This window comes from Nostoc sp., assembly GCF_036919595.1.
In the GTDB taxonomy this organism is placed as follows: domain Bacteria; phylum Cyanobacteriota; class Cyanobacteriia; order Cyanobacteriales; family Nostocaceae; genus Nostoc.
Window position 1 is genome coordinate 1 of record NZ_JBALCO010000026.1, and the last position, 13,459, is coordinate 13,459.

At 43.0% G+C, this 13,459-nt stretch carries 11 protein-coding genes and 2 pseudogenes; 10 read left to right on the top strand and 3 right to left on the bottom strand.

The window, feature by feature from the left end:
• The first annotated feature begins 992 nt into the window (after window positions 1–992).
• The 4 genes and pseudogenes from V7K21_RS03380 to V7K21_RS03395 form a co-directional block, all read left to right on the top strand.
• On the top strand, window positions 993–1,562 hold the full coding sequence (locus V7K21_RS03380) for a photosystem I assembly protein Ycf4 (RefSeq protein WP_335171537.1): 570 nt from the start codon (window positions 993–995) through the stop codon (window positions 1,560–1,562).
• Between the two features lie 391 nt (window positions 1,563–1,953).
• Entirely contained in the window at window positions 1,954–2,754 is an 801-nt protein-coding gene (locus tag V7K21_RS03385; protein WP_335171539.1) for a peptidylprolyl isomerase, read from the top strand.
• 180 nt (window positions 2,755–2,934) lie between these two features.
• Window positions 2,935–4,077, top strand: coding sequence for a beta-ketoacyl-ACP synthase (locus tag V7K21_RS03390; RefSeq protein ID WP_335171541.1), 1,143 nt, complete (start codon window positions 2,935–2,937; stop codon window positions 4,075–4,077).
• A 159-nt stretch (window positions 4,078–4,236) separates the two neighbouring features.
• Window positions 4,237–4,890 (top strand): annotated as a pseudogene (locus V7K21_RS03395) (Glu/Leu/Phe/Val family dehydrogenase); the annotation flags it as partial.
• Window positions 4,891–5,099: 209 nt separating this feature from the next.
• Here V7K21_RS03395 and V7K21_RS03400 read toward each other — a convergent pair.
• Complete coding sequence (locus V7K21_RS03400) at window positions 5,100–6,221, bottom strand: Gfo/Idh/MocA family oxidoreductase (RefSeq protein WP_335171543.1); 1,122 nt, start codon at window positions 6,219–6,221, stop codon at window positions 5,100–5,102.
• A 654-nt stretch (window positions 6,222–6,875) separates the two neighbouring features.
• On the opposite strand from V7K21_RS03400, the pseudogene V7K21_RS03405 reads away from it, so the two are divergent.
• A pseudogene (locus tag V7K21_RS03405) lies at window positions 6,876–7,388 on the top strand (DUF29 domain-containing protein).
• Between the two features lie 220 nt (window positions 7,389–7,608).
• On the opposite strand, the gene V7K21_RS03410 reads toward V7K21_RS03405, so the two are convergent.
• The gene (locus V7K21_RS03410; RefSeq protein WP_335171545.1) at window positions 7,609–7,830 is read right to left on the bottom strand and encodes a hypothetical protein; all 222 of its coding nucleotides are present in this window, start codon (window positions 7,828–7,830) and stop codon (window positions 7,609–7,611) included.
• A gap of 141 nt (window positions 7,831–7,971) precedes the next feature.
• On the opposite strand from V7K21_RS03410, the gene V7K21_RS03415 reads away from it, so the two are divergent.
• The 5 genes from V7K21_RS03415 to minE all read left to right on the top strand — a co-directional run bounded on the left by V7K21_RS03415 (window position 7,972) and on the right by minE (window position 12,736).
• Entirely contained in the window at window positions 7,972–8,634 is a 663-nt protein-coding gene (locus tag V7K21_RS03415; RefSeq protein WP_335171547.1) for a hypothetical protein, read from the top strand.
• A gap of 184 nt (window positions 8,635–8,818) precedes the next feature.
• Entirely contained in the window at window positions 8,819–10,159 is a 1,341-nt protein-coding gene (locus tag V7K21_RS03420; protein ID WP_335171549.1) for a four-carbon acid sugar kinase family protein, read from the top strand.
• Window positions 10,160–10,301: 142 nt separating this feature from the next.
• Complete coding sequence (minC, locus tag V7K21_RS03425; protein WP_335171550.1) at window positions 10,302–11,303, top strand: septum site-determining protein MinC; 1,002 nt, start codon at window positions 10,302–10,304, stop codon at window positions 11,301–11,303.
• 293 nt (window positions 11,304–11,596) lie between these two features.
• Complete coding sequence (gene minD / locus V7K21_RS03430) at window positions 11,597–12,403, top strand: septum site-determining protein MinD (RefSeq protein ID WP_334867319.1); 807 nt, start codon at window positions 11,597–11,599, stop codon at window positions 12,401–12,403.
• A gap of 36 nt (window positions 12,404–12,439) precedes the next feature.
• Window positions 12,440–12,736: a cell division topological specificity factor MinE gene (minE, locus tag V7K21_RS03435; protein WP_273768710.1), complete on the top strand. Its 297-nt coding sequence runs from the start codon at window positions 12,440–12,442 to the stop codon at window positions 12,734–12,736.
• A 151-nt stretch (window positions 12,737–12,887) separates the two neighbouring features.
• Here the strand turns inward: minE and V7K21_RS03440 are convergent, their stop codons facing one another.
• Entirely contained in the window at window positions 12,888–13,421 is a 534-nt protein-coding gene (locus tag V7K21_RS03440; RefSeq protein WP_335136246.1) for a Rho termination factor N-terminal domain-containing protein, read from the bottom strand.
• Window positions 13,422–13,459: the final 38 nt, after the last annotated feature.

The following is a 13,459-nucleotide window of genomic DNA, read 5'->3' on the forward strand; positions in this document are numbered from 1 at the left end:
GACCAACCTACGAATACGAAGCGATCGCGCTTGAGCCAGTCGTCTAAAACGTCAAACCACCCTCTACTAGGGGCGCGTCCAACTGCGATGGTCATCGGACTAAAATCCTCTTTTTTTACTAAAATTGCAACGTTTCTAAAGCAGTACGGAGAGCCGATGTAACCGACTGCCGTGAGGAATTAACGTTTTCTTTGACAATCTCAACTGCGTGAAAGCAACTAAGATTCTGAGAATTTGCTGATTAGTCAAATCAGTATTTCTCTTTCTTTATGCCATTACACGTACCATCGGCTAGTAAACTAGCTTGTGGTAACTTAATGATTCTTAACTTATCACACTAGTCGGGGTTTTTGCCTGATACACAGAAGCAAATCAGGCATTAAACGCAAACCTTATAATTAATATGAATATCAGAAATTTTACAATTTGACACAAGTTTTCTCAGAAATGTAAAAAAATTTAGTGCAGATGGACGTAGGTAGGTAACTCATTCCCAAGAGGTCAAAAAAAGGCAGGGCAGGGGAGAAAGAATTTTTATCAGCTACTGAGTGAAAAAATTCTATAACGTGCCCTAACAAATTATATGGATTATATGGGTAGGAGGAACAGGGAGGAGCGCAGTTGAGTTTTTGTCAACAATGTTTGGTAAAATGTGGATGGTTACTTCGTTGCCCCGGTCGTTAATACACCTCTGGAAAACCTATGTGAAATGTTGGACAAGGGGAAAGGAAGTTGGCACATCTTGACTAATACAAATAGCCTAAGTGGTTTGTCCCATAGTGCAAGTAAGCCAGCATCATCAAGGACAATAAAATTTGTCCGGTACAGGGTAAAAAATTCCTAGTCTGCGGTAATGTATCCCGTGGACTTAAAACAGAGCTTCAGTGCCTCCTAAGCATTAGCCGGATTGGCACTGAGAGCCACCACTCTATGCAAGAGCATTTAGTGTACGAGTATGTTACAGCGAGTATCTCAAGGGCAATGGTAGTTCAATGATGGCATCAACAACAATTAACAAAGGCGATCGCCTCCTGCATCAAAATGTTCTCGGTTCTCGTCGCTTCAGTAACTACTGCTGGGCAACTATCGTTACCTTGGGAGCCAGCGGCTTTTTATTGGCTGGAATATCTAGTTATTTAAAAGTTAATTTACTCATAGTTTCCGATCCAACGAAACTGGTATTTGTCCCACAAGGATTAGTAATGGGATTATACGGCACTGCTGGCTTGCTATTAGCCACATATTTGTGGTTAGTGATTTTATTGGATGTAGGTGGCGGTTACAACGAATTTAATCAAGAAACTGGCACAATCAAAATCTTCCGTTGGGGATTTCCTGGCAAAAACCGCCGAATTGAGATTGACACCCGCATAGAAGATGTGCAATCTGTGCGAATAGCTGTCAAAGAAGGTCTTAATCCCCTTCGTGCCCTCTATCTACGCATTAAGGGGCGGCGAGATATACCCTTAACACGGGTTGGACAACCGTTATCTTTAACAGAGTTGGAAACAGAAGGCGCAAAGTTAGCCCGCTTTTTGGGAGTGTCACTAGAAGGACTTTAATTAATTGGGCATGGGCAGAAGAATTTACGATGTTTGAATTTTAGATTTTGGTGAAGCAGCGCGGTCTTCTCCCTTGGCGTTAACCTCTCTCTTTGGGAGAAGGGGAGACGCCAGGGGCGATAGCGCAGCGGTAGCGAACCTGTGAGCGTCTGGGGGTTTCCCCCATGAGTGACTGCACCAAGCCGAAGGCATTGAACAATCTAAAATTTAAAAGATGATCGTAAGCGTTGCATTAGCAACTGTGCGTAGTGTTTGACTCGCTAATGCTAATCCAAAATTGAGGGGGCATGGGGAATGAAGAAAAATAATGTTTTGCTTGCTCCCTCATCTCCCCCTAATCCCTAATGCCCCTCGAAAGGATAAGATACTGTGGTTGAATCAGTAACTGGCAATGCGGTTAAAAATTTCACAATTTTTGCTTTCTCTTGTGATCATCAGTGCTTTGATGTTGGGAGGATGTTCCACACAGCAAGTCGCTTCTAATACGTCTTCTCCAAGCTCGACAGCTACCTCGGCTACAAGCCAGGCAAGCACCAAGACGACTACTGAAGCAACATCTGTATCTCAAACTATTAGTGAGAGTATTCCTGGAATCACAGATTTACCACGGCTCGAAGGCAAGGCTACTGTGGTGTTCACGGTTAAAGGTTCGCCGATTACTATCGAAGTAGACGGCACTGATGCCCCCATTACAGCTGGCAACTTCGTAGATTTAGTGCAAAAGGGTGTTTACGATGGTTTAGCTTTCCATCGAGTTGTGCGCGAACCCCAACCGTTTGTAGTTCAAGGGGGCGATCCCCAAAGCAAAGACCCGAAAGTTCCAGCAAATAGATTGGGAACCGGTAGCTATATTGACCCAAAAACGGGAAATCCTCGCTATATACCTTTAGAAGTTAAACCAAAAGGTTCAGATACTCCGATTTACAATAAACCATTTGATGCTAGTGCTCAACCTGTCGTATTGCCCCATAAGCAGGGTGCAGTAGCAATGGCGCGATCGCAACCACCAGACTCTGCTTCTGCCCAGTTTTACTTTGCTTTAGCAGATTTGGCCTTCTTGGATGGTAACTACGCCGTGTTTGGCAATGTCACTCAAGGCTTCGATGTAGTGAACAAAATTCAGCAAGGCGATCGCATTGAATCTGCTAAAGTCACCCAAGGTGCTGAAAATCTGAAAACACCAGGGCAGTAAGAGGAACAGGGGGAGATGGGGGAGATGGGGGAGATGAGGAAGTTTATTTGACATATCCGCGAATTAAATCTCAAAGGGTTATAAATCGAGAATCAAAACCTAATTTCCGGACAAGTGGATTGATAATTACGTTTCCTCATCCCCCATATCTCCCTCATCCTCCTCATCCCAAAATTAAAATTGGTTAAGGTTTGTGTAACTGGTATTGGTTTAATTTCTGCCTTGGGTGGAAACTTAGAGAATAGTTGGCGAAATTTGCTAGCAGGTAAATCTGGAATTCGGTTGCATCAACCATTTCCAGAAATTACACCACTTCCTCTAGGTTTGATTGCTCAACAACCATCTGAGTTGCCAATGTTAACTCAGATGGTTGTTGCTTCTGCTTTGCAAGATGCTGAGTTAGTTTCACCTTTAGCTGATTGTGCTGTAGTCATTGGATCGAGTCGCTCTTATCAAGCGTCTTGGGAGATGCTGGCGCGGCAAATGTATGAAGACACGGCGAAGCCCGTGTCCTCTTTTGGAAATTGGCTAGATACATTACCTCACATGAATGCGATCGCAGCTGCAAGACAAATCGGTGCATCTGGCATAGTTTTGGCACCGATGGCAGCTTGTGCAACTGGAATTTGGTCTATTGCCCAAGCAGCTTTGCTGATCCAAACTGGACAATGTCAACAGGCTCTAGCTGGTGCAGTAGAAGCGCCGATCACACGTTTAACTTTAGCTGGATTTCAGCAGATGGGTGCTTTGGCGAAAACTGGCGCTTATCCCTTTGATTTGCATCGGGAAGGCTTAGTTTTGGGCGAAGGTGCAGCTGTGTTTGTCTTGGAATCAGCAGAGTTGGCAAAACAGCGGCAAGCAAAAGTGTATGGTGAAATTCTCGGTTTTGGTTTAACTAACGATGCATATCATACCAATTCACCAGAACCTCAAGGGGAAAATGCGATCGCTGCCATCAAACAATGTCTAGAACGTAGTTGTCTCTCACCAGCCGATATTGATTATATTCATGCTCATGGCACAGCTACCCAGCTAAATGACCGGATAGAAAGCATGGTAATCCAGCGTTTGTTTCCCCAAGGCGTAGCAGTTAGTTCCACTAAGGGAAGCTCAGGTCATACACTAGGAGCATCTGGAGCCTTAGGTGTAGCTTTTTCTCTCATGGCATTAAAGCATCAAATTTTACCACCTAATCTAGGATTGCAGCACCCAGAGTTTGATTTAGATATGGTTACAGCAGCCCGTCTAAGTAAAGTTAGGCAGGTATTATGTTTGAGTTTTGGCTTTGGGGGACAGAATGCAGCGATCATGCTGGCGAGGTAAAAACTTGTGGGTTTAACTATCTGAGCGACATCATGTATAAGTTTTAATTAAGCATTTCTTGCCCATATATAAGCATTTACTGCAAAAATTGAAGTTGTTATAAGTTTTAATTAAGCATTTGTTGCTCGTGTATAAGCGTTTGCTGCAAACACTGAAGGTGAGGCGCTAGCAGAACAAGGTAAATCCTTGGCAGGAGTGCGAGTAGTTATCCAGGGTTTCGGTAACGTTGGTAGTGCCGCAGCGGAATTACTACATCAAGCAGGCGCGAAAATTATCGCTGTTTCAACGAGTCCTGGGGGAGTATTTTCTGAAGTTGGTCTTGATATTCCTAAGTTGAAAGTCTACACTGCTGAAAATCGCAAGAGTATTGTGAGTTTCCCACAATCTGTACCAATTAGCAATGCAGATTTATTTAGTTTACCCTGCGATGTCTTAATACCAGCGGCTTTGGAAAACCAGATCACTGAAGAAAATGTAAATCAGGTACAAGCGCAGATTGTGGCAGCAGCTAACGGGCCAGTTCCTCTTGAGGCTAACTTGTCGTTAGAGGCGCGGGGTGTAACAGTGCTACCGGACATCTTGGCGAATGCTGGTGGTGTGGTAGTCAGTTATTTGGAATGGGTGCAGGGTCTTTCCTATGTATTTTGGGATAAGGAACGCGTCAACCGCGAAATGGAGTATTTGATGGTGCAAGCCTACCAACGGGTGATTCAGCAGTCGAAGGTACGGCAAATTCCTTTAAGGTTAGCAGCTTACACACTAGGGGTAGGTAGAGTGGCGCAGGCGCTGACTGACAGAGGTCTTTATCCTTAAGTTTTTATATTTAGTTGTTCACGGGGCAGAATAGATCATTGTCGGCAATAATTGTACTTGATCCGCCATTGATTTATCTGCCTTTTTTTGTTAGGCGATCGCTACAACATGAACATACCAATTACTGTAAGGTCGTTATAGGACAAGGGGATTTTGCCCCTTGTCTCACCAAGCTGATATTATTTGGTCAAAGGATACTTCTACCTAACTTACGATTCCTTAGAAGGTGCAGCAGCATGAATCAGGTCTGGCGTCTCCTCAACAGGAGGACGCTGAATAGTTTGAGCCGATGTGGGACGTTGATGGCGATCGCGAGTTTCTATCTGCACAGGTTGACGCGTCTCAATTGACTTGTAGAGCGCTTGAATGATCGAAACATCAATCAACCCTTCTGTTCCAGATGGCTCTGGGTTTTTATCTTGCAGAATACAATCAGAGAAGTAGATAAATTCGGCTGCTAGTTGATCATGATCCTCAAAGATACGCTCTTTGGTTTCACCATTAATTGTTAGGTAGTGTTTCAGTTCTGCCTGCCAAGCATAGGCAGATTCTACTCGCAAATCGCCTTGAGTACCTACAATCTGATAGGTCGAAACACTTGCTCCTCCAAAGCTACAAGTAAATGTTGCCAATCGCTCGTTGGGAAAACGCAAGATGACGCTAGTCATTTCTTGCACTTCGCTGAAGCGTTCTTCTCCCTTACTGGCAGCTACAGCAAATACTTCAATTGGTTCATCTTGAAATAGATAACGTGCAGCATTTATGCAGTATATACCAGTATCATATAGCGTTCCACCACCTGTGACATCTCGTAAACGAATATTGCCTTCTTCTACTTGCTGAGTAAAAACCGAGTTGAAAATTCGTGATTCACCAATTTGCTTTGAGCGCACAATTTCGACTGCTTGTAAATTGGCTTCTTCTAAATGTAAGCGGTAGGCAATCATCAGCTTCACATTATTGTCATTGGCAGCTTTAATCATTGCTTCACACTCTTCTTCAGTCGTTGCCATTGGCTTTTCACATAATACATGGATTGCCTGATTAGCAGCCCGTACAGTGTACTCGCAATGCAAGTGATTGGGCAGCGCAATATAAACGGCATCAACTTCGCCGCTTGTCAGACAGTCCTCATATTGCTCGTAGGAGTAAGTATGCTTAATACCATACTTTTTACTCAGTTCTTCGCTTTTAGTGGCGTCATCTGAAACCAGTGCCACTAATTCCGAGTTTTCGGCGTGGACAAAGGAAGGCAAGGCGGCTTCTTGAGCAAACCAACCTAAACCAACAACGGCATAACGAATTTTACGCTGATCAATTGTAGAAGTCATTTTTATACCTCATGATGAATAACTTGGGAATTTTAAGGGACTTCCAGTTAAAAAAACATCACATCATAGGGGCGGAAGGCCAAGATCCCCTAAAAATGTACAAATAATTTTGGATAATTTATTTTTTGTCAGTCCCTAATGCCCTAATTACGTGCAAGTTATGGCTTGTTTCTCTACTTCAATTAATGAAAGAATGTCTGTTGCTTTAGTTTTAGCTATCTTCTCCCTTCACTAATAATCGATTTCTAGAGCTGAGAATTTGGAGGTTGATGAATGGTATCTGGTATATTCTCAGTGACTTAGTAAATTAAAACCTCATTCTTTGAGTAAGCTTTAGTTTAGACTTAAGGAATATTTCTGCTATTGCACTCTAACTGAAATTCATAACCTTGGCATGATGGATACTGAGTATGGAGCATTAGCAGCTCAAGGCTACGACCCCAACCTGGAACACCAACAGAAGATTTCCCACAGACCAATCGCTTATATAATCAATCAACCAATAACTCAACTTTCTTTATTATCATGGTGTCACAGGGAGTATTTTTATTTTGGTGAGAGATTGGAGGCAACTCTGAGTATTCACAACCTGAAGCACAATTGGTGTACAAAACACAGTGTGTCTAATACAACTTATCGGAGTTTAACAAGTGTATGGTGCTCGAGATACAACTATCAACTCAGACTTTATACGACCAAGATTATTACCTTTGGCTCAGGACAACCATCAACCAACTTCGGACTAATTAATTTTCATCTGTGGATTTAGATAACTTAATTGTAGAGCTGGAAGATATCGGTAGGAGCGAGAAGCGAACGGTGAAAATTTTGTTAATTCGACTTTTTGAACATCTGCTTAAGCTCACATACTGGAATGTGGAACGGGAGCGAAATGAAGGGCATTGGAAAGGTTAAATCAGGACATTTCGTAGAGAGATTAAGGATGAACTCAAAGATAGTCCTAGTCTTAAGCCTTACATCTTAGAAATATTTGATCAATGTTATCAAGACGCAAGGACAGAAGCAAGCGATGCCTACGGCGGTAAACTACGCTCTCTACTTTCCATTGACATATTCCCCTTGATACCCATTGGTTCTTTAGAGCAAATTTTAGATGAAAATTGCTTTCCCGAATATAACCACAATCATCACGCTAAAGCTGATTAGAATAGATACTTAACTTGTGCTGACCAAAAAAAGGCTCATAACCTAAATCAAAATAATAATAATTTTTTCTGAATTGCTTTCATACAAAGGGCGATACGGGAATTGATATCTATTTGCTCAACTTCATCGATACCCAATTTTACTTTGAGGTATTGGATATGATTTTGAACAGCCCTGAGCGATATGTGAAGACGATGAGCGATCGCATAAAAGAATCATGTCATCGAAAGTGCGATCGCATAAAATCATCGTGCCGTAGAAAGTGGGAGATTAGATCCCCGACTTCTTGAAGAAGTAGGGGATCTGAATGGCGTGTGGTGGAAAGTGCGATCGCCAACGATGGATCGATTGGAGAATCTACTACCTGTGAACGCAAAAAAGTGGCTATGGCACTAAAATGATGGATGCGATCGCCTCTGAACTTCCAGATGGTGCATGGCAAATGTCAGCTTTGCCTGATGGACAAGTGCAAGTTACACTGAGTTGGCGTTTATCCTAAGTTGATCTGGCTCAAGAAATTCATCCACCCCAAACCCGATTAAAATGAATACGCAACTTGCGCTTCCTCAAGGAGTATCAATCCGTGCAGCCGGACTTAATAGGCTTGGAAATTAGTAAGGGGGAACTAAGACGTTTAACTGGGTTCGATCCAGAAGACGTTTTTCGACCTTCTGTTTTGCGAGATAGCAAGAAGCGATTAGGGTTTTTGATTAATGAAATGCTGGTAACGCTGGCGTTAACACCAATAATTGTTGGCTTTGTTTACGCGTTTATTATTCTGCCGACAATTGGTTCTTCAATTCGATTAGGAATTCTTTTACTAATTCTAGTGCCAATCCCGATATTAGTTGGGCGATCGCTCTGGCGGCAATTGACCTGTCCCCAAGGACTGACAATACTTTTAGATGAAGTTGATAAATATCATGACCTGATTGGTGCCATAAATATTAATGACCAATTGGCAGCATCAGGAAACGTAGAAAGCAGTATCCATGACCGAGATAAAGTAACCGCCGCCCTGCAACTAATTAGAGAAGATTTAGTCCGCGCTCTGAAAACGGAACGAATTTTGCGAGATAATAAAAAATTGCTTGCTAATAACCAAGAATTATTTGTCAATAATTTAGCCAGTCTGCAAGCTTTACAACTTAGTAGTCAAGCAGGCGAATATGCTCAACTGCTAAATCAATCATTGCAAATTGCGATCGATGTGCAAGCAGAAATCAGAAAATTGCAGAAAGGCTGAATTGATGTTTGAAAAGTCACAAATGATACTGACAGACCTCTCTTTTTTGAGGAGAAAGGCTTTGAATCTCTTCCCAACCCTAGTAGGGAAGGGGGTAGGGGGTTAGGTTGCAATTACTTTGATGTTTAGCAAAAGACTTTTCAAATCCGAACTTTTCTAAAAAACAATCGCCCGTTGACTTAAAATGAGCAACAAACCAAAAATAATTGTCCTGGATGATGACCCTACAGGTTCTCAAACAGTCCACAGCTGCTTGCTGCTAATGCACTGGGATGTGGACACTTTACGCAGCGGGTTGCAGGATGATTCGCCGATTTTCTTTGTGCTGACTAATACTAGATCACTAACCCCAGAATCAGCTGCATCTGTTATTAAAGAAGTTTGCCATAATTTGAAAATCGCCTTGAATGCTGAAGGAATTGACGATTTTCTGATTGTCAGCCGTTCTGATTCTACTTTGCGAGGGCATTACCCCATTGAAACTGATGCGATCGCACAAGAACTCGGCCCCTTTGATGCTCATTTTCTCGTACCTGCATTTTTTGACGGCGGACGCATCACCCGCGACAGTGTGCATTACTTGATTATTGCTGGTGTACCCACCCCAGTGCATGAAACTGAATTTGCCCGTGATTCAGTCTTTAGCTACCATCACAGTTACTTACCCAAGTATGTCGAAGAAAAGACTCAAGGACGAATTAGTACCGAGGCTGTAGAAAGGTTTCTCCTGGCCGATATTCGGGCTGGTAGTTTAGAACGCTTGTTAAAACTGAGTGATAATCAGTGCGCTGTCGTCGATGGTGAAACTCAAGCTGATCTCAACCGCTTTGCAGTAGACATATTAGCAGCAGCAAGTCAAGGGAAACGCTTTCTCTTTCGCAGTGCAGCCAGTATTTTAACAGCTTTAGCCGCTTTACCACCCCAACCCATCGCCGCCGAAAACATGGCGCAGTACGTGCGAGAAGGCAAACCAGGTGCGGTAATTGTTGGTTCCCATGTGAAAAAGACTACTCAGCAATTAGCAGCGCTATTACAAGTAGAGGGAACTGTGGGAATCGAAGTAAATGTAGCACGATTACTTGATGAGAAGGCAGATGAATCTGCGGCACTGCTAACTGAAATCAAAGAAAGTATACGGGCGGTACACGAGGCTGGTAAAACACCAGTGGTTTATACTAGCCGTCAGGAACTGAGTTTTAAAGATGTCAACACCAGATTGGAGTTTGGGGCAAAAGTTTCAAGTTTATTGATGGATATTGTGCGGAGTTTACCATCTGATATAGGATTTTTAATCAGCAAGGGTGGTATTACCTCAAACGATGTTTTGAGTACTGGACTAGCCTTAACTTCAGCCCGCTTACTCGGTCAAATTTTAGCTGGTTGTTCAATGGTCTTAACGCCATCCGATCATCCCCAGTTTCCTAATTTGCCTGTGGTACTGTTTCCAGGTAACGTCGGCGATGCTGATGCCTTGGGGATAGTTTATCAGAGGTTAACCGTGCCAATTTTAGATTTTAGATTTTAGATTAAAGGATCTTTTGGTTCATGTCAGATTAACGTCTTGCTACGCGCTTTCACCTTTTGTGTGTGACACAAATCCAAAATCCAAAATTGAAAATCCAAAATCTGTTGGCTAAAACTGTCCCTTGTCTTTTGGCTAGTACTGCATGACTTCTGATTCTGCAATTCCCAATCTAAAGTCAAATTCTGCACTTCCTGATGCAGAACCAAACTCTATCCTTTCTGAGGTAGAGGTAAATCCTACTGTTTCTGATCTAGAGTCAGATTCTATCCTCCCGGATGCTGAGTTAAATTCTGTCCTCCTTTATTTAAAGTCAAATACTGTCCTTGCGGATGTAGAGTCAAATCCTGATGCGGGATCAGATTTTATCCTGACTGATTTAAATCCCGATGAGTTAGCATTACCAGGGCATCGTGTAAATGATAATACTCAAGTCCAGTTAAAAAGTCAGGAGGGACGGCTATTATTAATTTTGCCTCCGGAATCTCAAGGATCTGGCTCAGAACTCGCTTGGTCTGATATTTGGCAACAAATAAGGCAACGTCTGAATGCAGGCGATCGCTTCCGTATATCTAACACACCTGTACATCTAATGGCACAAGACCGCCTAGTAGATACCAGACAGCTGCAAAAACTTGCTGAGGCTTTGAGTGAAGTTCAACTCCGGCTAATATCTGTCTCGACGAGTCGTCGGCAAACTGCGATCGCTGCTGTGACATCTGGGTATTCTGTAGAACAACTACAGCCCGTAACTTCTCTGATTTCAGAGTCAAAAGCGACAGCTACACCCCAGGCAGATGCTCTCTATCTAGAAACAACAGTCCGCTCTGGAGTAGAAATTCGTCATCCTGGTACAGTAATTATCTTGGGAGATGTAAATCCAGGTGGTATTGTAATTGCAGATGGAGATATTATCATCTGGGGTCGTCTACGTGGAATTGCTCATGCTGGGGCCGGAGGCAATCGTGAGTGTCTGATTATGGCTTTGCAAATGGAACCTACCCAATTGCGGATCGCAGATGCTGTAGCTAGGGCACCAGAAAAATTACCGATGCAATTTTCTCCAGAAGTAGCACATATTGTGTCCCAAGGGATTCGCATCGCTAGGGCTAGTGATTTTTCTAGAAATCAATTTACTAAAATCTAATCAGTAGCCCTGAATATTTACTTAAAGAATGAAGAATGTGAAGGATGAAATATAGCGGTTTTCATGTAGATGGAATACACTACTCTAATCCCTTTTTCCTAACGAAGTGTATTGTATACAACTGAGCACAGATGCAAAGCGGCTTGTCGCTAGACATTGCAATCAAAAAATATTTATCCCTCGCCCGAATCAGGGAGACCAGATATTTCTTCATACCTGATACGATACTTCATACTTTATACTGCAATTTACAGTTTTATATTTTCTGAACCCTCATTGACCGCATTTCTATCATGACTCGCATTATAGTGATTACCTCCGGTAAAGGAGGAGTGGGTAAAACCACAGTTTCAGCAAATCTGGGCATGGCTTTAGCCAAAATGGGGCGTCAAGTTGCTTTGGTTGATGCGGATTTTGGTTTGAGAAATTTGGATTTGCTGCTAGGGCTGGAAAATCGCATCGTTTATACTGCGGTGGAAGTCTTGGCCAGAGAGTGCCGCTTAGAACAAGCCTTGGTGAAAGATAAGCGCCAACCCAATCTCGTACTCCTGCCGGCAGCCCAAAATCGCTCCAAAGATGCAGTCACACCTGAACAGATGAAGTTACTGGTGAATGCCCTAGCGCAAAAGTATCAGTACGTGATTATTGATAGCCCCGCCGGCATTGAAAATGGGTTTAAAAATGCGATCGGTCCGGCGAAAGAAGCGCTAGTTATCAGCACACCAGAAATTTCCTCAGTTCGTGATGCCGACCGGGTAGTGGGGTTACTAGAAGCACAAGGTATCAAGCGTGTTCATTTAATAATTAACCGCATCAGACCCGCAATGGTGCAGGCAAATGATATGATGTCAGTGCAAGATGTTCAGGAACTTCTCGCCATTCCCCTGATCGGGGTAATCCCTGACGACGAGCGTGTTATTGTATCTACCAATCGCGGCGAACCCTTAGTGTTAGCGGAAAATCCCTCTTTAGCTGCTACAGCCTTTGAGAACATTGCTCGTAGATTAGAAGGGGAAAGTGTCCAATTTATGGAGATCGACTCGTCCCAAGACAGCATCTTCGCCCGTCTACGAAGGTTGTTCAGGACAAAGATTGTTTAACTTACTTTTCCAGTCTCCGCGCCAGACCTATTCGTAATGATTGAACTTCTAGAACGACTTTTTTTTCGCGGTCCTGATAGCAGTCGAACTCAAGTTAAACGTCGCCTGCAATTGGTGATTGCTCACGATCGCGCTGACATAGACCCTCAAACGTTGGAAAAAATGCGGCAAGAAATCTTAGATGTAGTCTGTCGCTATGTTGAAGTTGAGACAGAAGGCTTAGAGTTTTCTTTAGAAAGCAACCAACGAACCACAGCTTTAATTGCTAATTTGCCCATCCGCCGTGTCAAAGGTGCCATACCTGAGTGGGAAAGGGGTGATAAGTCTTTATGATCTAGTTAAATTATCTTTAATAGCAACGAATCATCCCAACTTTTGGATTAAAAGTATTTACAAAAAAGCGATTCCAAGTGATATAAGTTAGGTCACCCAGTATTGTATACAAGTATACTGACACACTTTTAACTAATGGAGTGCGAAAGCCTCAGCTTTGAGCATCATGAATTGCTTTGAGCAGTTCGTCCTTGCTCATTTTGCTACGACCTTCAATATTCAGCGCTTTCGCTTGCTCATATAGCTCCCGCTTTGACGGCTCAGACCCATCTTTAACCTCATGGATAGCTCGCTTGATAGCAGGAGTCCATTCGACGTGTTGCTTACCTTCTTTAGAAGCTTGTTTCTTTGTTTCCTCTGCTTCTTGTTTTTCCTTGTCGCTCAACTTATCCCACACCGAGGAAGGCAAGTAGCGCTTAGTGACTTTGCCCTCACGGGCGCGGTCTTCACGTTCTTCAGTCTGCCAATCTTGCTCAGACCATTCTTCCAGTGATTTTGCTGCTTCGTCTTTTTCGGCTTGCTTGTAGTCTCCACCTTGTTTCTCATATTCCCGCACTAAAAGCTGACTTTTTCGCGCAGACCACTGACCAGGCTTACCACCTTTATCGGATTTCAGAATTTCTTCCTTGAGTTGGCGACGCAGTTCAGGGTGAGTATATTTTTCTTCGTAATTCTCATCAGCCATATTATCTACTTGCCTTAAATTCTGTATGTGAAGAATCT